Source organism: Granulicella sp. S156 (assembly GCF_009766105.1).
Lineage (GTDB): Bacteria > Acidobacteriota > Terriglobia > Terriglobales > Acidobacteriaceae > Granulicella.
The window spans coordinates 470,546-496,321 of sequence record NZ_LMUH01000013.1 but is presented as its reverse complement, the minus strand read 5'-3'; the positions used below and the strand labels follow the sequence as shown (position 1 = coordinate 496,321).

Sequence of the window (25,776 nt, the reverse complement as noted above, 5' to 3'; positions counted from 1 at the left end):
TCTCGACTCCGAAGCGTCAATCGGGCATTCTGATGAATGTCCATTCGTTCCTCCCCAAAAGAATCTGATTGCTCGCACATTCAGCTTCTTCGGTTCGGTTCGAATGGACAACCTCTTGAAATCTCACAGGTGCCCGATTTGTGGCATACTAAACTTTATCTCGGTTACACTGACCGCCATGTCGATCGGTCTTAAGCGCTATCAACAGAACGGCGACCTCCATGCCATCAACTTCTGTTGTTTCCGAAAGCGTCCGATCCTCGGCACAACTCAAGCTCGCGATAAATTTCTCGAAATCCTCGAACAAACGCGTGAGAAATATCGTTTCCAAATCCTCGGCTTCGTCATCATGCCCGATCACGTCCATCTGCTCCTCACTGAGCCAGACGAGAAACCACTTTCCACAGCACTTCAAGTTCTCAAACAACGTTTCTCCCGTACCCGAACCGAGACCGAAGTCTGGGAAGAGCGTTACTACGACTTCAATATCTACACCCGGCACAAGCACATCGAGAAAATCAACTACATCCATCACAACCCAGTAAAGCGCGGTCTAGTCACGGAACCGGACCAAGGGTCCTGGAGCAGCGCCCGCTTCTATCTCCGCGATGAATCCGGCCCTGTCGGCCTTACCAACCTTCTCGAATTCTGAGAGGTGGCCACTGGCGCCCGTCTCTTCACATTTTTGCGAAATCGTTTGCCACAGCAAACGGCTGTACTCCTCTATCCAATTGCAGTCGCCTCTACAACCTAAAGGCGGTCGCGCTAACTCGCGATACCCCACCCTTTGCCTGAGGGTTCTTTAGCACTTCACAAATCGTGCGACAAAGGATGGGGCACCCAGTTGTGTCAGCCCTGGCTTCTCTGCAGCTACAGCAAAACAAGCAACGGCCCGCTTTCGCGGGCCGTTGCTTGTTTCAATGATCGATCGCCTGTTAGAACCGGACGCCGACCTTGACCGGAAAATACGTAGTTTCCTGGCTGTTTTGCGGAAAGTAATTCCAGCCAGTGTAGCTGTCAGCTACGGTTGTCGGAGTATTGACCGTAATACCCGGACGGTAGTTATTGAAGGTATGCACGACACGAAACTCGGCGTAGAAGCGTTCGTTGGAGAACCGCGAGAACTTGTAGGTCAGGCCGATACCGCCGTTTACGCCAGCCGAATTACTCGAGTAGTTCTGGACCGTAGCATTTGCGGTGTAGTCGTAGCAGTAGATATAGCAGGATTCCGCTTCTTGAGGAACGAAGAAGTTCGCGGCCTTGTGATAGAAACCTCCACCAACAACGACATACGCGCCAAGTCCTTCACCCGAATAGAAGGTATAGGTTGGATCCACCGTAAAAGACCAAATATGGCTGTGACCATCAAGACCATACAAACTATTCGTTGGATCATCAAAATAGAGGGATGCCTGATTCGAAATAGTCTGTCCGGTAAAGCCAAAGTTGTCCCAATCGAACTGTATCGGGAGCGCGAAGTGCTTGTTAAACTGGCGACCGCCGCCTACCTGAATACCCCAGCTGGTCTTCAGATAATTAGAGTCGTTTCCCACGGGTGCGGTAAAACCTGCACCGGCGAAAAACACATACTTGTTCGAGCCATCCGCGTTCGTGTTGCCACCGCGATAGCGCGGCCGTCCGTAGCGCTGGCGCTGGCCGCCGCCGTACTGCATGGCATCCACGAAGTTGAAGTGGTCGGCGTTGACCGCTACCTCATTCTCCGAGCTGCTGCTCGAAAACATCGCGTCGCCGCTGACGGCAGGAATAGTCAAGTTCAACGTCGGCTTCGCCTGAACATCGGCTTGCGCGGAAACCGGGCTGGTCTGGGTTGTCGCTGGAGCAACCGACTCATCATTGGTCTGGCTGGTTTGCGCGCTCATCACGGCCACGCTTGCGCCGAGAATTGCCGACAACGCCGCCAACTGTGTTAAGTTACGGCGCACAAAACCTGAGGGTCTAGTAGGGGTAAACATCATCTTTAGAACTCCTTGCCGTGAAACGGACAGAATGCTGAATCAAACCCGAGCACCCGCCAATTGTTGCTATGACTTGCGGCAGTCCCTGGTTCCTTTCCACGTAGGACGATGATAATGCCCTAGAGGATGCAGAATGTGCGCTAATCAGTACATTCTGCCTATTTCCACAAGCGATGAATCATGCCCGTTACCTGTAAATTTGCGCAACAAATCTGCGTAACTCTGCGCCCAAAATAACGTCTAATACAATAAGCCTTCGTGTGTTCAAAATTTGCTACAGACACAGCACGAGACGTTTCGTCAGGATGGTATCCGTTTGTCATTTTTCCCTCAGGTCTGGCCTTCACGGCGCATTTGTCGCATCTGCGCTTTTAGCGTGGCCGGACTCGTACTATCTCCGCTGATCGCGACCGCGCAGCAGGCTTCCTCCGTGGCACTGGTTGTTCCGCCGCAGGCAGCGGCTCAGCCCACACTTCCAGATGCTCCTTCCGCACTTTTGATCTCTGCCGTCACGCCTGAAGCCGGCACAAGTTCCTCCGCCACTCCGAACGAGGCAGGCGACAGCGACAGCACAGACGACCAGACCACGCAGAACCCTTCCCCACAAAGCCAGACGACGACACAAAGGCCGACCCACCAGGAAACCGTCACCGTCAATGGCAAGCAGGTTCCCTCCGACGTCGAACTCGACTCCCACGGCAATCCAATCCCGCTCAATCTTCAGCAGCCGAAGCGCATTCTCGGCTTTATGCCGAACTTTCGTTCCGTATCTGGCGGAGCTGTAGCCCATCCTCCGGGCTGGAAGTACAACTTCCAGATCGCCACTCACCAGGCGTTCGACTACTCCTCCTTCATCTTCCTCGGGATCACATCCCTCGCCGCCGAAGGCATCAACTCTCACCCCGTCCTCGGTAAGGGCGCCGACGGCTTTTACGCTTACACCTGGCGAGGCTTGCTCGACAAGACCGATGGCACCTACCTTGGCGCCTGGTTCCTTCCCAGCCTTCTGCACGAGGACACGCGTTACTACGCCATGGGCAATCGGCGCAGCATCCCCATTCGCGCACTCTATGTCATCAGCCGCCAGGTCGTCACACAAACCTACGGCGGTAACGAGACACCGAACATCGCCGGACTCGGCGGCAAAGTACTCACCCAGATCGTCTCGCGCGAGTACTACCCCCCAGGCGCCACCAGCTTCGGCGTTCTCGCTACAAAGTTCGCTTACTCCGCCATGCGCGATATCGCCTTCACGTCTATCCGCGAGTTCTACCCCGACGTCGCCGCGCACTACATTCGCGTACACCGCGAAAAGGCCGCACGCCTCTCCGCGAAGGACGTCCAGTCCGTCGGCAACCCGTAGAGCGGTTCTCCTGTAGATGTATCCGGAGGACTATGGTCTATACGCCGCTTTTTCCCAAGAAAAGCGGCACGCTCTAAACTCCTCCAAAGCGCAGTAACAGGAGAACCGCTCTAAACTGGACAAAGCATGTCCATCGCCTCCAACCTTGAGCGTCTCCGCAACGAAATCGCCGATATCTGCGCCCGCACGAACCGCCGCGCGGAAGATATAGCCCTGATGGCTGTCAGCAAGATGCATCCCGCTGAAGCTCTCCTCGAAGCCCACGCCGCTGGCCAGCGGCTGTTTGGCGAGAACCGCGTGCAAGAGGCCCAGGCCAAGTCTGCCCAGATCGCGCAACTCGATGGCCTGGACCTCCACCTCATCGGTCCGCTGCAGAGCAACAAGACGACGAAGGCTGCCGAACTCTTCCACGCCATCGACACCATCGACTCGCTGAAGACAGCGGAACGCCTCAACACCGCCGCTCAGGCTCTCGGCAAAACGCTGCCCATCCTTATCGAAGTGAAGCTCTCGCACGAAGAGACCAAGCATGGTCTGGCGCCCGAAGAACTCGCAGCCTTTCTCGACTCGCTGCGGCCGTTCAGCTCCCTTCAGCCCCGTGGATTAATGACCGTTCCACCCTGGAGCGAAGATCCCGAGACCGCTCGACCCTACTTTCAGCATCTGCGCCGCCTGCGCGATGAGAGCCTCGCGCAGCATCCGGAGCTTACGCAGCTCTCGATGGGCATGTCCAATGACTTTCGCGTGGCCATCGAAGAGGGCTCGAACACGGTACGCATCGGCACAGCGATCTTCGGTAAGCGGAGCTACGAGTGATTCTCTCTCTGCGCGACGCACCAGGAGGCTGCACGCTTCGCGTGCGCGTTCACCCCGGAGCGAAGCATAATGCCATCACCGGCACGCACGATGGCGCACTCAAGATCTCGCTGACGACACCACCCACCGATGGACGCGCCAACGCAGCGCTCATCGCCTTCCTGAGCGAACGCCTGCATGTTCCGCGAGCACACATTGAGCTTCTGACAGGCGCGAGCAGCCGCTCCAAGACGCTGCGCATCCTCGGCCCGACGGCAGCAGAGGTCGAAACAGCTTTGCTTACTGATCTCGCGTAGAGCTTCCGCGCTTCCAGACCAACGCGATCAAAGTCAGAGTCGCGGCAGCACCGCCCGCAAACAATCCCGCCATCGCGCTCCCCAGGCGCACCTGCAGCGCATACGCTCCGCCTGGCGCCGAATGCGCGCTGACGGTCCTCGCTGTCAGCACTCCCACGCCGGCAAAGACCGCCACAACCACTATCACCTTCCACGCAAACTGCATGTGTTCAGCTTACTGCTTCGTTACCGTCGCCGTCGGTGAGACCGTAATGCCCTCGCCTTCGACTGCGGTGACAGTTACATGGTCGAACGTGGCCTGCGTGTAAGCAATCTTCATTCCTGTCTGCGCCTGAATGTCGAGGTTCTTCAGCACAATCGTCTTCACCGGAGCCTCAGGCAGTCCAACGATAACGCCAGCCTGCTTCGACCCCGTCGCCTTCAGGTTCTCGATCTCGATGTCGTGAAAGAACGGTGTCAATCGGCCAATGGGTGCGGCCGAGACTTCGCCCTCGGGATAGGCCTTCGGGTAATACTCGCTGATGAGTACCGCAGTCTTCACGTCTTCCATCGTGATGTCCCTGAAAACCATGTGCGATACGTCCGCGCCGCGGTCGCGATTCGACTTGATGCGAATGCCATTGTCCGTTCCCTTGAAGGTGATGCGCTCCGCCAGCACATTCTGCGCGCCGCCCGCTAGCTCGCTGCCGATGCTCAAGCCATGCCCATGCAAAAACGTGCAGTCGCGGATCACAATGTTCTTCGACGGCGCATCCGGCCCCGGCGAGTTGATCATGCCGCTCTTGATCGCGACATCGTCATCCCCAACATCGGCCAATACATGCTCGATCACCACATTCGTCGAGCTGAAGGGATCGATCGCATCCGTGTTCGGCGAGTGCGGATCGGCGAGCACCTTGGTATCGCGAATCACGACATCGTCCGTGTAATACGGCACGATCTGCCACATCGCCGCGTTCTGTACCGTCACGCCTTCGATGCGCACATGCTTGCAGTGGTCGAAGACCACACCACGCGGCCGGGAGTTCTCGCTGCCAAGCAGGCCCGCATCCTTCTGGTGACGTGCTTCGTCCCACCAACTCTTGCCATTGCCGTCGATCACGCCACCACCGGTGATTGTGAGGTTCTCCGCATTCACTGCACCGACGAACGCCTGATATCCCGGCCCGCGAAACTCGGTCTTCTTCGGGTAGTCGGCATGATCGGGCGAGCCGAGCAGCGTCGTTCCCTCCGCAATATTCAGCGTGATGTTCGACTTCAACACAATCGGCCCGCTCAGGAACGTGCCCCCGCTGAGCCTCACCACACCGCCACCTTTATGCGCCGCGCAGGTGTCGATGGCCTTCTGAATCGCCGCCGTATCTTTGGTGGTGCCATCGCCCTTCGCGCCAAACTTGCGCACATCGCAGGTCTTTGCCGAAGCCGCCCAAACCCGTGGTGCAGCCACTAACGCCACCACTCCAACCAACGCCACAAAACGCATTCCACCCACCTCGCTAAAATCTGTAAGACAGAATTGGAAGCCATCTTACACGGCAAATGAGGTTACTGTCGCTGCGTCCTGGCAATGAGTTGAGGCGTCAAACAGCCAGATGATGGCCGCTGTCTGGGCCTGCCGATTCTGGCACAGGTGACTTGTCATGCGCATCCGGTTGCTCTTTGTTTTGCCGCTACTCGTCCTGGTTGCCGGTGCTGCCTGCGCGCAGAACGAAGGTATTCCCCCTGTTCGATTGGGGCCCTTTCCACGAGGCACCAAATTGCCGACGGCCACCATACCGAACCCACAATTTCCGCTGCGCGTTCAACTCCAGTTCGATTACAACCGATGGAACCGCACCTATGGCGGGTACTATGGCTTCGGCAAGTTCACTTTCGCGAACCTGTCCACGAAGGAATACAACTTCGATTACGGCTGCAACGTGTCATTTCTGCAGCCGCAAGCCAACCAGTTCCAGGCTCGTTGGGTCAAAGGCGGACACAAGCTTGAAGTCCTGCTGAATGATCCAAATAAGAACAAGGTCCATACCTGCAGGCTCACCACGCTTGCCAGCGAGCCTGCAGTACCCCCGCGCTTCCGCTGATACGGAAGAGACTCTGAACATCCCCAAAGGGACCCTACTCCCACTCAATTGTTCCTGGCGGTTTCGACGTGATGTCGTACACCACGCGGTTGATCCCGCGCACCTCGCTCACAATGCGGCTGGAGATGGCGCGCAGCACTTCATAGGGCAGCGCAGCCCAGTCGGCGGTCATGCCGTCTTCACTTTCCACCGCGCGGATCGCGCAGGTATAGGCATAGGTGCGCTGGTCGCCCATCACACCGACAGACTTCACCGGCAGCAGCACTGCAAAGCTCTGCCACACCTTGCGGTAGAGGCCCGCGCGTTTGATCTCGTCGACGCAGATCGCGTCGGCTTCCTGCAAGATAGCCACACGTTCGGGCGTGACCTCGCCAAGAATGCGCACCGCGAGGCCTGGTCCTGGGAACGGTTGGCGTTCGAGAATCTCCTCGGGCATACCGAGGTCGCGGCCGATGCGGCGAACTTCATCCTTGAACAGATCGCGCAGAGGCTCGATCAGCTTGAGCTTCATGTCCTCCGGCAGACCACCGACGTTGTGATGGCTCTTGATTACGTGCGAAGGTCCATGAACACTGGCTGATTCAATCACGTCGGGATACAGAGTTCCCTGCACCAGCCAGGCAATCTCTTCACCGGAAGATTTTTCTGCCTCAAAGATCTTCTTGGCTTCGTCATCGAAGACCGCAATAAATTCGTTGCCGATAGCCTTGCGCTTCTTCTCCGGGTCAGTCACTCCGGCGAGCTTGCCGAGGAACCTCTCACTGGAGTCAACTGCAACGACGTTCAGCTTCAACTCCTCGCGCATGGTCTTCTGCACCTTCGCAAACTCGTCCTTGCGCAGCACGCCATTGTTCACGAAGATGCACGTCAGACGGTCGCCAATTGCACGCGCCACCAGCACTGCAGCAACACTAGAGTCCACTCCGCCGCTGAGGCCGCAGATTGCATGCCCCGTTTCGCCTACCTGCTCACGAATCTTCGCGACGGTTGTGGCGATGAAATGCTCGGGGGTCCAGTCCTGCTTCGCGCCGCAGATATCAACGGCAAAGTTCTTCAGCAGGGCCATGCCATGCTTGGTGTGCGCAACCTCGGGATGAAACTGCACAGCCCACATCTTGCGCGACTCGTCGGCGATGCTCGCCACGGCATTGGCCGTGCGTGCCGTGATGCGAAAGCCCGGCGCCAGCGTCTCCGCGTGGTCGCCATGCGACATCCAGACTTCCAGCTTCTCCGGCAGGCCATGGAACAAGGCTGTAGGATCGACGAGCTCAACCTCCGCATGACCGTACTCACGCGCAGCTGCCGGAACGACCTTGCCGCCGAGATGGTGCGTCATGAACTGCAGGCCGTAGCAGATGCCCAGCACCGGCAGCCCGGTTTCGAGCACCTTCGGGTCAGCCTTGGGGGCCGAGTCGTCGTAAACGCTCGACGGCCCGCCCGAGAGCACGATGCCCTTGGGTTTCAAGGCCAGCACCTGCTCTAGCGGTGTCGTACAGGGCAGTACGACGGAGAAGACATTGAATTCGCGGATGCGTCGCGCGATCAGCTGCGTGTACTGCGACCCGAAGTCGAGAATAACGATGGTAGAGGTTTGGGGAGTGTCCACACTATAAGTCTAAATCGAGGTGCCGATAACGCACCCGGGCCCTGGCGACAATCCGGGTTCAGTGGCCTGACTCAAGCCTCTTCATATACCCGGCATAGCGACACATACGCCGCCGCACGCACGACGTGGAAGTAATCCGAGGCCACCAGGTACAGCACCGCGACGCCAATGCCCCAGTTCACCAGGAACCCCTGCGTCTCCACGCTCTCGAAAGGCAGCGGGCAGGCAGAGAAGACCATCGCCAGCACAATCAAGGCGATCTTTACGATGCCCATCACGAGGTTGATCTCTACCAGCTTGCCCCTCAATGGGCCTAGCCGGCTTGCTTGTCGCAGGCTCTCTATAACCCCGAGGCCACGCAGCATCGCCAGCACGGGTGCTATGTCGAACAGCCATCCACTGGCTGCCCACGTCACAAACAGAGCCAGGGTTCCGCAGATCAGCAGCGCCGCATAGAGCACCAGGTTCGGCTCCCCGCCCTGGCTTATCGGCCCCATCACCGCCCACTGCCCCGCCAACTGCAAGCCGCCGTACCAGAGCCCATAGACCGCCAGCAGAATGAAGATCCGCAGGCCACCCAATACGAGGAGTACCCAGGGCCGCGGCTTCAGTTGCGTGTCCAACCGACGCATCACGATCGTTCGCCCGAAGGCGGACACGATCATCCACGCGACCAACGCAAGGGGTACAAACCATCGCGCGATCTGCGTTACCGCAGGCGACAGCGAACTCATCGCCACGCTTAGCGTACCCACAGCATCGACAGGCTTGAACACGGTCATTGCGGCGAGCGCATGGGTATCCACCGGCACAGCACTCCCAATGCGCAAGGCCTCCCACACGACGACCGCGACCAGAGGCGCCCCTATAAGCCAGCGCCACAACACTTCCAATCCAGTGAGCGACGGCCGTTTCCACACGGCCGCCATCACGCCAACAAACGACTGAGTTCCCCTCACCGGTACGTGATGGCCAACAGTGTCCGGCACTACTTCACCACCAGATTCACCATACGGCCCTTGACCACAATGATCTTCACTACGGTCTTACCCACAAGCCGGGCTATTACTTTCTCATCGGCCAGCGCTACCGCTTTGATCGCCTCTTCATCGCTCTCGGCGGAGACCTTCACCACATTCGCGAGCTTGCCGTTGATCTGCACTGGAATTTCAATCTCACTCTCGCGTGCGAGCTCTGCGTCGGCTTCAGGCCAGGGTTGGCGAAGCAATGCGCCCTCGCCCCCCATCTGCTCCCAAAGCTCTGCCGTCATGAACGGCGCGAACGGAGCGAGCAACAACACCAGCGAATGGAAGATCTCGGCAATCGTGGCCGCCGAGACCTCACCAGCATCCATCGCCGGTTCAGCGGTGGAGACCTCATTCACCAGAATCATGATCGCGGCGATGCAGGTGTTGAAGTGCCAGCGTCCGCTGAAGTCTTCCGTGATCTTCGCGATGGTCTGGTGCAGTGTACGCAGCAGTGCCACATCGGCAGGAGACCGCACGGCGTTTGCCGCGGGAGACGTCTGCTCCACCTCCTGCACCACAGGCGCAAACTTCGAGGTCAACCGATAGACACGAGCCAGAAAGCGGCTCACACCAGCAACCCCGTCTTCCTGCCAATCCAGATCGCGGTCTGGCGGTGCGGCGAAGAGCGCATACGTCCGAGCCGCATCCGCGCCAAAGCGCGAGATCATCTCGTCGGGCGAAACGACATTGCCCTTCGACTTCGACATCTTGGCGCCGTCTTTGATGACCATGCCCTGCGTGAAGAGCCGCTCTACTGGCTCGTCATTCTTGATGAGCCCGAGATCCCGCATCACCTTCGTCCAGAAGCGCGAGTAGATCAGGTGCAGGATCGCGTGCTCCACGCCACCGATGTACTGATCGATCGGAAACCAGTAGTTCACCTTGTCGGAGTCGAACGGCGCGGTCGCGTTCTTCGCATCGGTGTAGCGATAGAAGTACCAGCTCGAATCAACGAAGGTGTCCATCGTGTCGGTCTCTCGACGAGCAGGGCCACCGCAGACCGGGCAGGTGGTGTTCACGAACTCGGGCACCTTGCCGAGTGGCGAACCGCCCTCCTGCGTGATCTCGATCTTCTCGGGCAGCAGCACCGGCAGGGCGCTCTCCGGCAGCGCAACAACGCCACCCGGCTTCACGCCCTCATGTCCGTTGAGGCAGTACACCATCGGAATCGGTGTGCCCCAATAGCGCTGGCGGCTCACGCCCCAATCCTTCAAGCGGAACGTCGTAGTCTTCTCACCGAAACCGTGCTCTTCGGCGTAGCGAGCCATCTTGTCCTGCGCTTCGAGCGAGGCCTCGCCCGTCCACTCGCCGGAGTCGACCAGCACCGCCTCTTCTTCACCTGTATATGGCAGTCCTATTTCTTCAGTGTCCAGATTCGGAGCGATGACGCGCTTCACAGGCAGACCGTACTTCTGCGCAAACTCAAAGTCCCGCTCATCATGGCCCGGCACACTCATGATCGCGCCCGTGCCGTAGTCGGCGAGGATATAGTTCGCCACCCAGATCGGCAGTGTCGCGCCGTTGAAGGGATTCACCGCGTGCTTGCCCGTGGAGACGCCGTGCTTCTCAATGTTGCCGATGTCGCCAGTCTCACGCGCGGCCTTCTGCTGCGCGATCATCTCGTCAACTGCCTTCTGCAACTCCGCATCGCTCTTCACCCACTCTTTGACCAGTGGATGCTCAGGAGCAAGCTGAATCGACGTCGCACCGAATATCGTGTCGACACGCGTCGTGAACACAGTGATCTTCTGCTCTTCCTGTTTGCTGTTTCCTGTTTCCTGTTTCCTGCTTTCGCCGGCTACGGCGAAAGCTACATGCGTCCCTTCGCTGCGCCCGATCCAGTTGCGCTGCATGGTGCGCACCTTTTCCGGCCAGCCAGGCAGCTTATCCAAATCATCGAGCAACTCATCCGCATACTTCGTGATCCGCAGGAACCACTGCTCCAGCTCGCGCTGCTCGACAAGGGTGTCCTCATGCCGCCAGCAACAGCCTCCGATGACCTGCTCGTTCGCCAGCACGGTCGCGCACTTGGGGCACCAGTTCACCTTGCTCGACTTGCGATAGGCGAGGCCCGCGTCGACCATCTTCAGAAAGATCCACTGATTCCAGCGGTAGTACTCCGGCAGACAGGTCGTGACTTCGGTCCCGGCCCAGTCGTAGCTCAGGCCGATGCGCCGCATCTGCACCTTCATCTGCTCGATGTTGCGCAGCGTCCACTCGCGCGGTGGCGTGTTGTTCTTGAGCGCAGCGTTCTCCGCCGGCAGGCCAAAGGCATCCCAGCCCATGGGGTGCAGCACGTTATAGCCGCGCATCCACATAAAGCGCGCGAGCGCGTCGCCAATGGAGTAGTTGCGCACATGCCCTATGTGCAGTTGGCCGCTGGGGTAAGGCAGCATCTCAAGGCAATAAAACTTGGGTTTGCCGCTGGAATGCGGCTCTGCGGCGTAAAGCGAAGGATCGGCGTCCCACCGCGCCTGCCACTTGGGTTCGATCTCGGCTGGGTTGTACCGGTTCTGGTTCTCGTTCTTTTCAATCTCTGGCATACCTATTGATTGTAAAGAACCAGAGCTCACTGAGCTGTAGAAGCGGTTACCACCGTAGTGCGATCCTCTACCGTATACCCCTCGGGAGGGGCGAATACCGAAGGATTGGGCTCGTTCTGGCTTAGCTCTTCTATCTCGTAAGTCGTCTTCCCTCGTCTTGGGTCATCGCTGATGGCCAGCAGCATAATACCGTGCTCTTTCGAGTTCCAGTACTCGTTTGTTACCACGAGAGGAAGCTCGTTTCCTTCTTCCCCAGCCGGAATGGTTCGCGTCGTTCTCAAACCATGCGCCTCCACTCCTGCGATCGTCTTAGTTCCCAGGTCCTCCCTCTTGACTTCGCCTCGCGGAGATCGCTGCGCCTGGGAGGACTTCTGACGGGCTGCCAACTCAGCCGGTGTCAACGGCTTGGGAGGCGTTGACGACTGACGATATATACGAACGACCTTATCTTCATTGTCGCCGCCTACGTTCCATGTGGTTGAGGTGTGCGTTGCCGGATCAAAGACGTGCACCATCTTGCGTAGTTGGGGCTCGCCATTCTCTCCACGCTGGCAGCCTACCGGTTGTTCGGAAAATGTTCTTCCCGCACCATCCTGGGCTTGGTGAAACCGCACAAAACCACGAATTGTATTGCCATCTGGCAGTTTTTGTTCAAGGGTTGTCTTTACTGTTGCGGAGTAGGCAAAGTGTCTCCCAAAACTACTGTAGCCGCCAGAAAAACTGTTTACGCCCACCGTGCATGCGGGTTCCGAGCTCTGCCCTTTCGCCGCCACTCCCAGAGCCATCCCAGCCGTAACTGCGGCCACCGTCCAACGACAAAGCTTCTTTCGCATCGTCATTCCCTCGGCTGAATCTGTTGATTCCTAGACGCTGAAGCGTAATCAAGGTAATTAATCCAATGCGAGAAAAGCAATCCCAGAACAGCCACAGACCTATAGGAGAACGGCTCTACCCCGCCGACAACGCCCGCAGCGCCATTACATTACGCATCTCATCGCCGGGCTCATCCACGGGAGTCTCCGCGATGAACGCCGCATGCGCAAAACGCTCGTCGTGCAGTAGCCTGCGGAACGCCGCTGCACCAATCGTTCCTTCGCCGATGTGCTCATGCCGGTCGAGCTTTGAGCCCATCGCGGCCTTCGCGTCGTTGCAGTGCCAGACCCGTACCGCGTCGAAGCCGACGGTCTCGCTAACCTGCTTCATCGTTGCGTCGTAGCCCTCCGGCGAGACGATGTCATAGCCCGCTACATGCACGTGGCAGGTATCGAGGCACACCGCAACCGGCGCACAGGCCTTCAGCCGCTCGACAAGTTCGGCGACCTGCTCGAGACTGCCGCCCAGCGAGAACTCCGCTCCGGCCGTGTTCTCGATCAGGATACGGAAGTTCTTATCCTGCCAGGGCAGCCCGTCGATGGCGCGCTCGATCGACTGCGCCGCCAACAGCAGGCCCTCGTCGCGGGTCAATCCCTTCCAGCTTCCGGGATGCAACACAAGGAACTCCGCTCCCAGCGCCAGCGCACGCTCTACCTCGCCGCGAAAGCCGCCGATGGAGTTCTCCCGCACGCTCTCCGTCTGGGAGCACAGGTTGATCAGATAACTGGCGTGGATCGCCACGGGATTTACGTCGAGCTTTGCGCGTAGTTCCTGCATCTTCAGCGCGTCTTCCGGTTTCACCGGAGCGGCCTTCCATTGCCGGGGGCTGGCGCTGAATATCTGGAACGTGTTCGCTCCCGCCGCTGCCGCACGCTCTACCGCCGTCCACACTCCGCCTGAAGTCCCTACATGTACGCCAATGCGCTTCTTTGCCATGTATGAAAGGGTAGCGCAAGCCTTTGTATTAATGGCTTTTCCATGGCGTCCTTCGGCGATTACAATACTAGGAACATGAGTGAACACGCTTCGAAGTACACACGTAACCAACCCTACATCTCCAAGGTTCTGGTAAACGACAGGCTGACTGGGCCAGAGTCGGAAAAAGAGACCATTCATATCGAGCTTGATCTTGAAGAGGGTATGACCTACACGCCGGGCGATGCGGTCGGAATTATTCCGACGAACCGCGAAGCCGCTGTAGACGGCGTCTTGAAGGCACTCAGCTTCGACGGCACGGAGCGCGTGCTGGACCACTACAAGGTCGAGATTTCACTGCATGAGGCGCTGACCACGCGGCTCGGCATCGGCAAGCTGGCCCGTGGAAGCTTGAACCAGTACGCCAAGCTATGCGGCGAGAACGTTCCTGCCGGTCTGAAGATCTATATCGGCCAGGAAAACAAGGCAGCCGCCGAGGAGTACGTCTGGGGACGCGAGTTCATCGACCTTGCGACCGAGTTTCCGGGCGTCGTGAAACAGCCGCAGGAGCTGTTCAATATTCTGCAGCGGCTCACACCGCGCATGTATTCGATTGCCTCAAGCCAGGCCGCGCACCCGAACCAGGTGCATACGACCGTGCGCGTCATCCGCTATAACGCACACCACGCCGACCGGCAGGGTATCTGCTCGGGCCATCTGGGCGAGCGCTCCCCCGCGGGCAGCACTATGCCCATCTTCCTGCATGAGAACAATGCGTTTCGTCTGCCGGAAGACACCAACGCGCCGGTCATCATGATCGGACCGGGAACAGGCATTGCGCCCTTCCGCGCCTTCATGGAGCATCGGCAGGCGCACGGCGAAAAGGGCAATATGTGGCTCTTCTTCGGCGAGCAGCGCTCGGTATCGGATTACCTGTACAAGGAACAGTTCCTCGGTATGCAGAAGGACGGCTTGCTGACGAACCTGCACACCGCGTTCTCGCGTGACCAGGGCAAGAAGGTCTACGTGCAGGACCGCATGCAGGAGAACGCGGAGGAGTTGTACTCCTGGCTGGAGCGCGGCGCCTACTTCTATGTCTGCGGTGATGCCAGCCGCATGGCCAAGGACGTAGAGACCGCTCTGCTGGATGTCATCGCGAAGGGTTCGAATGGAACCCTGGAGCACGCAACCGAGTATCTCGGAGAGATGAAGAAGGCGAAGCGGTATCAGCGAGACGTCTACTAAATTCCGCGAATATCCCAAAAGCAACGACCGCAAAGGGCATCACTCACTCCTTTGCGGTCGTTGCTTTTTCTGTTCTTTCTGTCACTTCCATAGAGAGCATCGGACATCGCTAAAGGCTTTAACGCAGAGGAAAACGAGGAGGACGCAGTGGGTTCCGTGGCGACCTCCGCGAAACCTCTGCGTCCTCTGCGTTAAAGCTTTTGCTGTTGCGTGTTCCTCATCCCATGCTTAGGTTCTAGCGAAGGAAAACCTATCAACGCCCCTTCACCGCCTGAAACACGACCACGGATGTATCGCTAACATTGACCAGACCTCGGCCTGGAATGAGTTTCAGACTCCAGCGGTCGCCTCCAATGGCCACCGTATAGATCAGGCCATCGGGGTCGAATATCTTCCATGTGCCATTGCGTCCATCGGCAGTCATCACGGCACCGTTCGCCTGGAAGCGCACCGCCTGACAGTCGAAGTCGGGAGGACAGACCATCATCGAATAGGTGCCGGCAATCTGCTCCGGGCCTGCTGCTTTAACCCCGGCAAGATCGATTGCTGGCCCACTGAGAACAATGCTGTAGTCGCCGCCGGCGCGAACCAGAGCCATGCCGGTAGGGCGCAGCTCCACAACCATCGTGCCGGGATGGACGAAGTTTGCCGGCAGCTCAAGCTGCGCTGCGGTTCCATGAGAGGTCAGCGATTTCGTGTCGATGACTTTGCCATTCGGATCGAGAAAGACGACCTCGATCGTCGTGTTCTGGCGATTGCCGAACAGCCCCATGGAGGTAAAGTTGATCGTGACCTTGCCAGGTCCCTTCAGGTATTTGAAGACCCAGAACTGTGGGCCAACCATGTTGTCCAGCGTGCCATGATTTTCACCCGCAACCAGGGGTGTGGGGGCTCTCTGGTTCAGAGATTGTGCGAAGACCGGGGAAACAAGTGTAAGGGTATGGAAGAGGACAGAGAATATGAGCAAGGTGCGGCTCTGACGATCGCGCGGGTGTTGCATGATGGAACCTCCAGAAGCAGGCATAGCTGACAGAACAGGCCCAGTCAGTTATGCGGAGCCCAAAAGTCGGCTGTCCCCTTCAATCCGGCTAGCGGTGAAAGAGACAGAATGTTTCATGGCCCGCAGTATTGCCCTCTGCAGACTGGATAGCAACTGAATGGTTTTTAAATTTTGTGAAGAAATGTATCGCTTTACTTTCTTGAAGATAGGGCTGCAGCAATGTCCTTGCGATCCCTTTCGTCCATAGATTAGGCCGCTACGATCTGCAGGGAGTACATCTATTGTGAAATCGCTTCAGAGGCGAACTCTTGGACAATGTGTGCGATGCCAAAGAAGAACCGGAGATTTCCATTTTGAACGCCACGCTCCTGCAGCACTTCACTCGTAACTGGCGGCTGTATGTCTTTGAGGGTGCCGAACTCGCAATCTTCATGATCTCGGCCTGCCTCTTCACTGTCCTGTTGTTCCATCCTTCCTATCCGCTGCTGCGCCTCTTTCCAAGCGCGGCCCTCAGGCGCATAGGGATGGGAGTGGCGATGGGGGCAACGGCAATCGGCATCATCCACTCGCCCATGGGCAAACGCTCGGGCGCACACTTCAACCCTGCCATCACCTTGACCTATCTAAGGCTGGGCAAGGTCGCGCGCTGGGATGCGCTCTTCTACGTTCTGTTCCAATTTCTTGGCGGCGTCTTTGGAGTGGCCGTCTCTGCCCTTCTGCTGGGCGACCGCCTCGCCGCTCCCGATGTCGATTACGCCATTACTGTGCCCGGAAAGTACGGGACGGCGGCAGCTTTCTTCGCCGAGCTCTTTATGGCAACAGTGCTCATGGGAGTGGTCCTCTGGACCTCAAACCGCCCGTCGTTGGCAAAGTACACCAGCTACTGCGTCGGTGTCCTGATTGCGCTGTACATCTTTTTCTTTGCACCGGTTTCAGGCTTCAGCATCAACCCGGCGCGAACGACAGGCTCTGCCGTCTTTGCGCATATCTGGACCGCAGGATGGCTCTACTTCGCCGCTCCGCTGCTCGGCATGTTCACATCGGCGGAGATCTATCTCCGCACCCAGGGCGCGGATAGAATCCTCTGCGCCAAACTTCATCCCGCTCCGGGATACCCCTGCCCGTTTCTTTGCCACTATCCGCTCCACCGGCACCCATCGCGTTAGTCCGATAATCGCACATACTATTCCTGACGAAAAGGGCCCTTTACTGCAAAGTCCAACACCTTAGAAAACGTGCATCTCACCTTTCATCGAAAGGCGCACTTCGGTTCTATACCTTACTCACTATGCCTAATCCTTACGACGCAATCGTCATCGGCACCGGAGCAGGCGGAGGAACGCTTGCTCTGCATCTTGCCCAGGCCGGCAAGAAGATCCTCATCCTGGAGCGCGGCCCCTTTATGCCGCAGGAAAAACTGAACTGGGACACCTCCGCCGTCTTTCTCGACAACCGCTATCACACCAAGGAAGTATGGCAGGACAAGAACGGCAAAGACCTGCACCCGCAGCAATCCTACTTCGTCGGCGGCCAGACCAAGGTCTACGGGGCAGCCATGTTCCGCATGCGAGCTGAGGACTTCGGCATAATCGAGCACAAGGGCGGCATCTCTCCAGCGTGGCCCATCTCCTATGCGGATCTGGAACCGTACTACACCCGCGCCGAAGAGCTATTCCATGTCCACGGAGATCTGGGCACAGCCCCTTCTATCCCAGGCGGCTACGGCTCTTCGTTCGATCCCACCGAGCCCTTTCACTCCGCGAAGTATCCCTTTCCTGCCTTCAGCAATGAGCCGCGTATGCAATCGATCGAGGACAGCGTTCGCAAGCTCGGCATCAACACCTTTCCCATCCCACTCGGTCTGAAACGCAACGAAGCCGATCCGCAGGCCTCGAAGTGTGTCCGCTGTGACACCTGCGATGGCTACCCCTGCCTTGTCCATGCCAAGTCGGACGCCGACATCAATTGCATTCGACAGATTCTGCATCTGCCTAATGTCACGTTGATGACGAACTCCCGCGTCACGCGACTGCTCACCAACTCAACCGGCACTGCCGTCACCGCAGTAGAGGTCATTCACACCGGCTCCAGCAAGACCTATGGCGGAGAGAAAGACGACGCACCGCCAGCCTCTCGAGAAAGCTACACTGCGACCTATACTGCGGGCTTCTTTGCGGTCTGCGCAGGCGCTATCAACTCTGCTGTGATTCTGCTGGCCTCGGCTAATGACAAGCATCCTACCGGCCTCGCAAACCGCTCCGATCAGGTAGGACGTAACTTCATGTACCACCAGGCCGATGCCCTGCTCGCCCTGACCACCGACCTCAACGAAGACAGCTACACCAAGACCTGGGGCACCAACGACTTCTACTTCAAGGACAGTGATCCGGCTTATCCCTATCCTCTCGGACAGGTGCAGCCTGTCGGGAGCTTTCACTTTGAGATGATGAAGGGAGACGCACCGCCTCTGACTCCAGGCTTCGCCCTCGAGAGCATGAAGCACCATGCTGTGCCGTGGTGGCTAACCACCGAAGACCTGCCCGACCCAAACAACCGGGTAACGCTGCATAACACCACGCCGCTATCAGTCGACAACTCACAGCCTGGCATCGCGGGTGCCCATCCCTCCGGAGATACCGGCACCACCAACCAGTCAGAAACAGTGACGGACGCTGCTCCGCATCGCATCCAGCTCTCTTACACACCGAACAACGTCGAATCCTTCGACCGGCTGAAAGACCGCTGGGTCGATGTGTTGAAGAAGGCCGGCCATGCAGCCACATCGGTGCCGCTGCACGCGTATTTCAAAAAACGCATTCCGCTCGAAGGTGTCGGCCACCAGAACGGCACCTGCCGCATGGGTAATGACCCTGCAACCAGCGTCCTCGACCCGAACTGCAAAGCCCACGACCTCGACAATCTCTATGTCGTCGATGCTTCGTGCTTCGTGAGCGCCAGCGCGGTCAACCCATCGCTAACGATCATCGCCAATGCCATCCGCGTCGCCGATCACCTTCTCGGCGAACGGCTCAAGTAACCACTGTATGGCGCGCTTCGCATTTACCGCAGCCCTGTAGTCTGAAACGGCAAGCCTGTTGCAGGCCAATGATCGACCTGTGCGTCGACATTGGGCCCGATGGAAATGCCACGGCTAGATGACGGGGTGACTGCGACGTTCCATCCATCGAACACCACTAACGCTTCCTCACCCTTGAAATCCTTCAGGTCTGCCTCGATCATGATCGTCCTGCTCTCCCCTGGAACCAGCGAGACATAGTTGTCGCTATAGAAGACCGGCAGCACCCGCTCGCCGGAATGACGGCGCAGTTGCAGGTGCGTCATAAGCGCGACGTTCGTCGATGGATTATGCAAGGTCACCGTCACCAGAGTCTTGCCGTCTGCGTCGTTGCGGCTGGCCTTCGCGTCAAGAGTGACTGTAGGCAGCTTGCCGAGATCGGTGAGGTCGTCCTGGTGTTCCGGCAGAGCCCGCCAATAGAAGTTACTGGAAAGCAGCTTGCCGCTGGCATCGTGCATTTCGAGCTTCAGGAAGTGGACTGAGGACAGCGAAGCAGGAAACTCCACCGCTCCAAGGCTGGTGGCTGTCGACGGAGAGGCTGTGACCTTGTAGTCGTGCTGGTAGGCCACAGTGCCATCCAGGTTATAGACGGACAGATGCGCGACTGCATCCGCTACCGGCGTCGGGAGATTGTTGATGACCTGCAACTCACCCGTGACTTCGTTGAACTGAATATGGACAGGCTCAGAGGCCGACTTGACCGCGAAGAGCGACGAATTGGGCTCAAGGTCATAGTGGTAGAGCTGCCAGACGAAGCTCGGCTGCGCCGGGTGGCTCATCCAGGTGATAATGCCAGTCGTTGGATGAAAGAGTTGCGCGTTGCGGCCTTCGTACATGGCGCGAAACGCCTCGTAGTTCATCAGTTGTGACTTGCGAACGAAGTCGGCAAGATTAACGAGCTTGCCATAGCGCGCGGCAGTGGTCGCAGGATAGGTATCGCCCCCCGAGGCCCCTTTGGCCAAGTCGTGCTCGGCCCAGTCGTCGGTGATCGTCTCCCAGTCTTTCTGGGGCATCATGCCGTGAATCGACTCGAGCGTTGGCACGGAGACGCTGCCGGTCTCGGTCTTGAAGAAGTCATCCGTGACCGTGTAGAACTCACGTGGAGTGCGCCAGTGATACGGCCCATGGGAGCGAACGCCGTGACCGTCAGTAGAGCTAGGTTGATAGAGGCGCATCGGCTCAAGTTCGGCCATCAGCTTGCGCAAGGCTGCATCGATTTCCGGCGGTGGAGGGCCCTCGTTTCTCGCGCACCATAGCGCAATCGATGGGTGATTGCGGAAGTGCAGAATTTTGTCACGCACGTTCGCTATGTACGTGTCGAGATCGGTAGGATCCGGTCCGTCGTCCGGGTTCGGTTGAAAGAACTCGTCCCACACGAGGATTCCGTATTTGTCGCAGAGCTCGTAGAAGTCTTCGCTGGTGCTCTGCCCCACCCAGTTACGGATCAGGTTGAGATTCGCCAGCTGATGCATGTGGATCTGGGCATCGAGGCGCTCGCGCGGAATTCGCTTCATAGCCTCATCGAGTCCCCAATCACCGCCGCGAATGAAGACAGGGACACCGTTCACCGAGATCGTCAGGTTCTCCGAGTCAGGCACCGTGTAGGTGATCTTGCGAACTCCAAAGTTAATGTCCTGGCTATCCGAAACTTTGTGCTGCAGTTCAAAGCTCAGGTGCAGCTTGTAGAGGTTCTGCGGGCCATAGCCATTAGGCCACCACAACTTGGGATGATCGATGTGCAGCGCCAGCATGCTCTTCGGATCGAAGCTCACTAGCTGAGAGCTGTGTGGAGCAAGTTCTACCTCTGTTTCGAAGAGAATATTGCCGATGCTGCCCTTGAGAACACCCTTTTGCGGCTGGTCGGTGATGTTCTCTACCGTTGCCTGTACTGTAACGTCGGCAGAGTCGGTCTTCGGCAAAGGAAGATCCGTGGTGACCAGCGGATTCTTCACCAGAACCGGACCAGTCGCTGACAGGGAAACCTTTTGCCAGATACCTGTGTCGCGATCACGGATAGCGGGCAGCCAGTCCCAGCCAATCGTCGAGAGAAAGGTTGGGCCGTCGATGGCGGTGATGCCGCCGTTCTTGCCCAGGCCATTACGCAAAGTATGCTCATGCGGATCGCCAGGGTGCGGCTGTGGCGAGACGAGCACCGCCACAACAGCCTTCCTGGAATGATCGACATGGAGAGCGGTGAGATCGAAGCTGCCACGAGCGAAGGCCCCGCGCATGGTGCCAACCTTGGTACCGTTCACCCAGATCTGCGCCGCGTAGTTGATGCCATCGAAGTTCAGCCAGATATGTTTGCCCGCAAACGATTTTGGGACGTCCACCACTGTCCGGTACCAGTAGGAGGTACGGGCAAGGCTTTCCGGAATAATCTCCGGGCGGTTGTTTTCGCCGTAGAGCGGCTCCGGGTAGACGTGGTTATCGACCAGCGTCGTAAGCACCGTACCCGGAACCGTCGCGGTATACCAACCCGCGGCTTTGAATGCCGGAGCGGAGACTTCAGCGCCAGATTCCGCCACTTTGGCGACATCCTGCATCTGCCAGCCCGCGGCGATGACAAGAGGTTGGGGAATGTTTTTTTCAGCCCATGCACTGAAGGAAGACATCGCGACCAGTGCTGCTACCAATCCAGTAAGGAGTTTTGTACCAGAACGCATTTGCAATGAATGTATCCCATTGACCCTGCTCTTTGCTAAATCGGCCCTCCGGCCTAGTGACTTACCAGATGTAGGTAGCCGCGGCACCTGCTGAAAGGGTGGCACTGATGGATTTGCCATTGAAGCGGATATAGAACGTCTTTACCTCCGTGCCTGGATTAGCGACGATTACGACATGCTTCCCTTCCGGCGTTCGAAAGGCAACGTGAGGGGGAACATCGGCGGAAGCAGAGTCGGAACTGACACGAACAGACCCCGGCGGAACGAACTTCGAGGCGTGCGCGACGCTGTAGAACGCCAGGTTTCTCGTTACCTTGTCGCCATCGATCGTGATGGCGCCCTCGCAGATGGGGCAACCTCCATTGCTCGTATGAGGGCCGAACTGTGGATCCGCCGCCAGATTCCAGAGCAGGACATTGCGGCTCCAGTTTTCGGTCGCACCGATAAGAACACGAGACACCGGCTTAGCGATCTGAAGACTCGGATCGGACTTCTCGTCGATGATCATCTGCTCCGTAAAGTAGAGATTTTTTTGAGGAGCCACGTTGTGGACGGTGGTCATCGCATCGATCGTGCCCCCATACAGATGAAAGCCGGAACCATCGACATATTGGCTAGCATCGGGATCCTTAAGGATAGAGATCGGATAATCCGGCTTATCGCAGTTGTGGTCGTAAAGAATGATCTTCGTCGCAAGATTATGCTTGTGGAGCTCGGGGCCGAAGGCCTGCTTGATGAACTGCGCCTGCTCCTCAGACGACATATACATGCTCGGCGTATTCTTCGGGTTCAGCGGCTCGTTCTGAATCGTGATGGCGGCTATAGAGACGCCCTGGGCCCGCATCGCCTCAATGTACTTCACCAGATAACGGCTATAGGTGTCGTAGAACTCCGGCTTAAGGGAGCCGCCTTTGGGATCGTCGTTCGACTTCATCCAGGAAGGCGCGCTCCAGGGTGAGGCGAGGATAGAGATCTTAGGGTTGATCGAGAGAATCTCTTTCAACACAGGAACTACGTCCGTCAGGTCAGGCCCCAGATTGAAGTGCTCAAGAGCAGCATCTTTCTCGCCCTGTGGCAGGTCGTCATACGTAAAGACATGGTCGTTCATGTCGGACGAGCCGATACTCACCCGAAGATAGCTGACACCAATAGCGTTGCCGCTTGATCCAAAAAGTTCATGGAGAAGGCTGGTGCGAGCGCTTGGAGTCATGCGCATAATGAGCTGCGCGCTTCCCCCTGTCAGTGCGAAACCAAAGCCATCGATCGTCTGAAAGGTCTTCGCATCGTCCACCTCGATCGTCGGCCCGGGACTAGCGGCATCTTTGAAGCGCAGCTCCCCTGGCTGTTTCGTCAGCAATGAAGTGCGATCTGGCGTCGTCAGCCACTGCGAAACCTTAGGGGTGGCAGCACAGGCAGGAACAGCAAGCGTTCCCAACAGAAGCAACAAGCCAGTTGTCTTCCAGGGGGATACCGCAGAAACAGCTTTATGGATACGCATAAACAGACCACTCCCGATTTCGCCGAATATTACACAATTTATCTAGAGATAAACGATTGTCTAGAGAACATACACGGTGCAGGCAACTCTGCTGGAGAAGCATAGCGAGTCGGACAAAGAATGCGCAAGTGGTCTCGGGTTGCAGGCAGGGCAAACGCATCTTATTTCCCGGAAAATCCGTGGCGGACAGGCAAAAAGCTTTGACGCAACGGGCGCAGAGGAAAGGCGCAAAGGACGCCACGGTAGCCGTCGCGAAGCTTGAGGCTCTTCCTTTGCGTACTTTGCGTCAAGGCTTTTGTAGCGTCCCGCAGTGGAACGATGGCAGTACATCCAAGGTCCTCCTTTGTGGTTGCAGCGTGTGTATGACCAGCATTCATCCTGAACGTATTTTGAATAACAGTTTGATGATGTGTCTAAAGCCCGAAAATTCAGCCCAGCATTGCACTGACAGGGTTTAGACTGAGCGATAATGCCGCGCCCAACCAAATCTCCAAACATCCCGAATCGAGTGAGCCTCAAGACGCTCGCTGACTTCCTGGATTTAAGCCCAGCCACGATCTCCTTCGTTCTCAACGATGCTCCTGGGCGGTCCATCCCTCAGGTGACGCGCAATCGCGTTCATGCAGCCGCGAAAAAGTTTGGATACCAGCCGAGTTTTGTAGCTCGGTCTTTGCAGGGAATGAGAAGCCAGACCATTGGAGTGCTCCTGCCGGTCTTTGGAGAGGGTTATCACACGCAGGTACTCGCGGGCGCTGGAGACTCCCTCATCGACAAGGGGTACTTCTTCTTCACCGCACACCATCGCCACCGCGAAGACCTGGTCCTCGAATATCCCAATTTGCTGGCCGCGCGAGGCATCGAGGGCATTTTGGCGATCGATACGCATCTCAAGAAGTCGCCGCAATGCCCAACCGTAGCTATTGCTAGTCATCACACACTGCCCGGCGTTACGAATGTGATCCTCGATCACCATCGCGCAGCGGAGCTGGCATTACAGCACCTTTACCAACTCGGCCATCGCAAGATTGCCTTCATGAGAGGCCAGAGTATTAGTTCAGACTCGGACGCACGCTGGAAGGCAACGGTGAAAGTAGCACGCAGTCTGGGAATAAAAGTCTCATCCGAACTAACGATCAAGCTGGATATCGATCTCGACACACCGGAGCTTGGCTATCCCGGCATTCGGAACCTGCTGCGTCAGACAACCAACTTCACCGCCATGCTGTGCTTCAATGACGTTGCGGCGATAGGAACGATGCGGGCACTCTTCGATGCGGGCCTGCGTGTTCCTCACGATGTCTCCATCCTGGGCTTCGACGACATCCCTGCCGCGGCATTCAACGTACCCAGCATCTCAACGATTCGCCAGCCGCTTCAGGAGTTTGGCCGCACAGCCGCGCAGCTGCTCTTGAGAAAGATCGCCGGCGAGCGTGTCCCTAACGTTGTCACGATAGAACCCGAACTGATCGTTCGTGAGTCGACAGGACCCGCTCCGAAGAAGCCGGTCGCGTCGCGCAATCGCGCTGGCAATCAATGAACTCTCGTCTTGAGCCGGCACTCTTCAGCCGATCTTCGCTCCGGAAGCGCTTGCCGCTCTATATTGCCTTTGCGGCAACGGGCTTTTCCTGTGCGATTCCGGGAGCTCTCATGCCGTGGCTTCTTGCACGCTGGACGCTTCAGGATTCACAAGTGGGGTTATTGCTGGGCCTCTTTTTTGTGGGAGGAACCAGTGGAGCGCTGCTATCGCGCGGATCTCTGCGATGGTCGATCTTTCGTGGCGCCATCTGCACATCGCTGGGAGCGGCGCTCCTGCCCTTTGCTTCCGGCAGATCTGCCAATGGAGTGATCCTGCTCTTCGGCCTGGGGCTGGGAATCACAATGACGTCCATTAGCCTGCTTCAGTCGCGGCGATGGACCGACACTCGCCCGGCGGAGATGACCAGGCTGAACCTATTGTGGGCAATCGGCGCATGCACCGGTCCCTGGATCATCCTGCATGAGGGTACTCGCAATGCCGCCAACGCGAAAAATGTTCTTCTTATCCTGGCTGGCATATTTGCCGTCTTTTGTGCCTGGGTGGCTGCTTTCGAACGAGATGAACCATCAGTAGACCCAGCACAAACCTCATCTCCACGTTTCATTCAATTCGCGGCACCCCTGTCCCTGCTGCTGCTGGTTGTCTGCGCAACCGGCGTGGAGGCCTCTTCAGCAGGATGGCTGGCGACCTACTCCCAACGCAGCGGCGACAGCCTTGGCGTCACGATAGGTGCACCAACCTGCCTCTGGATCGGGCTTCTGACGAGCCGGCTGGTCCATTCGAGCGCCGCCATTGGGCGGGCATCCAGGCAGTTTCTACTGACGTGGAATCTGCTGGCTATGGCCGCAGCCCTTGCGGCGTTGGTCCTCTTCCGCAACGGATCTGTACTGATGTCAGCAGCCTTTGTCATAGGATTCGCAGCTGGCCCTATTTATCCCCTGCTGCTTGCCCTGGTATTCGAGCACGACAGTGGCAATACGGTTTACGTACTCGGCGGCATTGGCTCTGCCTTGCTGCCCTTCCTGACGGGCGCAGTCTCCAGCAGGACAGGATCACTACGCATGGGCATCCTGGTGCCGTGTGCGGCCGCGATTATGATGACTGCGACAGGGTGGAGCTTCACCCGAACGAACCGAATCGACACACAGCAAAGCTGAAGACGGTCTTGATTAGCTTGGCAGAAGGTTGCTCGCCATTCTTTTCATAGGGTGGAATAGCTGAGTTCTTCGTCGTAGGCCAGAGTCACCAAAGAAATGA

The 25,776-nt window shown here is 57.7% G+C and carries 21 protein-coding genes; 10 read left to right on the top strand and 11 right to left on the bottom strand.

All coding sequences use genetic code 11. The features are described 5' to 3' along the window. Positions 1-652 (top strand): transposase (locus tag GSQ91_RS11915; RefSeq protein ID WP_216845197.1); only part of this gene is annotated, 652 nt, incomplete at its 5' end. A gap of 283 nt (positions 653-935) precedes the next feature. On the opposite strand, the gene GSQ91_RS11910 is transcribed toward GSQ91_RS11915, so the two are convergent. Continuing rightward, positions 936-1,976 (bottom strand): hypothetical protein, encoded by a 1,041-nt coding sequence (locus GSQ91_RS11910; RefSeq protein WP_158821760.1) that lies wholly within the window; start codon positions 1,974-1,976, stop codon positions 936-938. Positions 1,977-2,352: 376 nt separating this feature from the next. On the opposite strand from GSQ91_RS11910, the gene GSQ91_RS11905 reads away from it, so the two are divergent. The 3 genes from GSQ91_RS11905 (at position 2,353) to GSQ91_RS11895 (ending at position 4,451) form a co-directional block, all read left to right on the top strand. Then, positions 2,353-3,339, top strand: coding sequence for a hypothetical protein (locus GSQ91_RS11905; protein WP_254064520.1), 987 nt, complete (start codon positions 2,353-2,355; stop codon positions 3,337-3,339). A 126-nt stretch (positions 3,340-3,465) separates the two neighbouring features. Further along, positions 3,466-4,155 (top strand): YggS family pyridoxal phosphate-dependent enzyme, encoded by a 690-nt coding sequence (locus GSQ91_RS11900; protein WP_158821759.1) that lies wholly within the window; start codon positions 3,466-3,468, stop codon positions 4,153-4,155. Continuing rightward, positions 4,152-4,451 carry a DUF167 domain-containing protein gene (locus GSQ91_RS11895; RefSeq protein ID WP_158821758.1) on the top strand — a complete coding sequence of 100 codons (300 nt, stop codon included), beginning with the start codon at positions 4,152-4,154 and terminating at the stop codon, positions 4,449-4,451. The genes GSQ91_RS11900 and GSQ91_RS11895 overlap by 4 nt, the downstream gene beginning before the upstream one ends. Here GSQ91_RS11895 and GSQ91_RS11890 read toward each other — a convergent pair. Together GSQ91_RS11890 and GSQ91_RS11885 are read right to left on the bottom strand one after the other, a co-directional pair. After that, entirely contained in the window at positions 4,435-4,656 is a 222-nt protein-coding gene (locus tag GSQ91_RS11890; protein ID WP_158821757.1) for a hypothetical protein, read from the bottom strand. The two genes, GSQ91_RS11895 and GSQ91_RS11890, sit on opposite strands and share 17 nt — an antisense overlap. Positions 4,657-4,665: 9 nt before the next feature. Beyond that, positions 4,666-5,934, bottom strand: a complete 1,269-nt coding sequence (locus tag GSQ91_RS11885; protein ID WP_158821756.1) for a glycoside hydrolase family 28 protein — start codon at positions 5,932-5,934, stop codon at positions 4,666-4,668. Between the two features lie 157 nt (positions 5,935-6,091). Between GSQ91_RS11885 and GSQ91_RS11880 the strand changes: the two genes are divergently transcribed. Next, positions 6,092-6,532, top strand: coding sequence for a hypothetical protein (locus GSQ91_RS11880; RefSeq protein ID WP_158821755.1), 441 nt, complete (start codon positions 6,092-6,094; stop codon positions 6,530-6,532). Between the two features lie 34 nt (positions 6,533-6,566). Here GSQ91_RS11880 and guaA read toward each other — a convergent pair whose 3' ends face one another. The 5 genes from guaA to GSQ91_RS11855 all read right to left on the bottom strand — a co-directional run bounded on the left by guaA (position 6,567) and on the right by GSQ91_RS11855 (position 13,518). After that, positions 6,567-8,138: a glutamine-hydrolyzing GMP synthase gene (guaA, locus tag GSQ91_RS11875; RefSeq protein WP_158821754.1), complete on the bottom strand. Its 1,572-nt coding sequence runs from the start codon at positions 8,136-8,138 to the stop codon at positions 6,567-6,569. A 71-nt stretch (positions 8,139-8,209) separates the two neighbouring features. Then, the gene (locus tag GSQ91_RS11870; RefSeq protein WP_254064518.1) at positions 8,210-9,127 is read right to left on the bottom strand and encodes a hypothetical protein; all 918 of its coding nucleotides are present in this window, start codon (positions 9,125-9,127) and stop codon (positions 8,210-8,212) included. Beyond that, the gene (leuS, locus tag GSQ91_RS11865; protein WP_158821753.1) at positions 9,127-11,709 is read right to left on the bottom strand and encodes a leucine--tRNA ligase; all 2,583 of its coding nucleotides are present in this window, start codon (positions 11,707-11,709) and stop codon (positions 9,127-9,129) included. The genes GSQ91_RS11870 and leuS overlap by 1 nt, the downstream gene beginning before the upstream one ends. Positions 11,710-11,735: 26 nt before the next feature. Next, the gene (locus tag GSQ91_RS11860) at positions 11,736-12,542 is read right to left on the bottom strand and encodes a hypothetical protein (protein ID WP_158821752.1); all 807 of its coding nucleotides are present in this window, start codon (positions 12,540-12,542) and stop codon (positions 11,736-11,738) included. Positions 12,543-12,657: 115 nt separating this feature from the next. Next, positions 12,658-13,518 carry a deoxyribonuclease IV gene (locus GSQ91_RS11855; RefSeq protein ID WP_158821751.1) on the bottom strand — a complete coding sequence of 287 codons (861 nt, stop codon included), beginning with the start codon at positions 13,516-13,518 and terminating at the stop codon, positions 12,658-12,660. A gap of 75 nt (positions 13,519-13,593) precedes the next feature. Between GSQ91_RS11855 and GSQ91_RS11850 the strand changes: the two genes are divergently transcribed. Next, a complete protein-coding gene (locus GSQ91_RS11850) occupies positions 13,594-14,742 on the top strand; it encodes a sulfite reductase flavoprotein subunit alpha (RefSeq protein ID WP_158821750.1) in 1,149 nt (382 codons plus the stop codon). A 253-nt stretch (positions 14,743-14,995) separates the two neighbouring features. On the opposite strand, the gene GSQ91_RS11845 is transcribed toward GSQ91_RS11850, so the two are convergent. After that, positions 14,996-15,742 (bottom strand): hypothetical protein, encoded by a 747-nt coding sequence (locus tag GSQ91_RS11845; protein WP_158821749.1) that lies wholly within the window; start codon positions 15,740-15,742, stop codon positions 14,996-14,998. 353 nt (positions 15,743-16,095) lie between these two features. Between GSQ91_RS11845 and GSQ91_RS11840 the strand changes: the two genes are divergently transcribed. Next, positions 16,096-16,908 carry an MIP/aquaporin family protein gene (locus tag GSQ91_RS11840; protein WP_158821748.1) on the top strand — a complete coding sequence of 271 codons (813 nt, stop codon included), beginning with the start codon at positions 16,096-16,098 and terminating at the stop codon, positions 16,906-16,908. Positions 16,909-17,030: 122 nt separating this feature from the next. Next, entirely contained in the window at positions 17,031-18,779 is a 1,749-nt protein-coding gene (locus tag GSQ91_RS11835) for a GMC oxidoreductase (protein WP_158821747.1), read from the top strand. Between the two features lie 23 nt (positions 18,780-18,802). Here the strand turns inward: GSQ91_RS11835 and GSQ91_RS11830 are convergent, their stop codons facing one another. Together GSQ91_RS11830 and GSQ91_RS11825 are read right to left on the bottom strand one after the other, a co-directional pair. Beyond that, the gene (locus GSQ91_RS11830; protein WP_174240679.1) at positions 18,803-21,484 is read right to left on the bottom strand and encodes a sugar-binding domain-containing protein; all 2,682 of its coding nucleotides are present in this window, start codon (positions 21,482-21,484) and stop codon (positions 18,803-18,805) included. A 61-nt stretch (positions 21,485-21,545) separates the two neighbouring features. Further along, the gene (locus tag GSQ91_RS11825; RefSeq protein WP_158821746.1) at positions 21,546-22,982 is read right to left on the bottom strand and encodes a glycoside hydrolase family 30 beta sandwich domain-containing protein; all 1,437 of its coding nucleotides are present in this window, start codon (positions 22,980-22,982) and stop codon (positions 21,546-21,548) included. A 469-nt stretch (positions 22,983-23,451) separates the two neighbouring features. Between GSQ91_RS11825 and GSQ91_RS11820 the strand changes: the two genes are divergently transcribed. Together GSQ91_RS11820 and GSQ91_RS11815 are read left to right on the top strand one after the other, a co-directional pair. Beyond that, complete coding sequence (locus GSQ91_RS11820; protein WP_158821745.1) at positions 23,452-24,519, top strand: LacI family DNA-binding transcriptional regulator; 1,068 nt, start codon at positions 23,452-23,454, stop codon at positions 24,517-24,519. Then, positions 24,516-25,676 carry a sugar MFS transporter gene (locus tag GSQ91_RS11815; protein WP_158821744.1) on the top strand — a complete coding sequence of 387 codons (1,161 nt, stop codon included), beginning with the start codon at positions 24,516-24,518 and terminating at the stop codon, positions 25,674-25,676. The genes GSQ91_RS11820 and GSQ91_RS11815 overlap by 4 nt, the downstream gene beginning before the upstream one ends. The last annotated feature ends 100 nt before the right edge of the window (positions 25,677-25,776 follow it).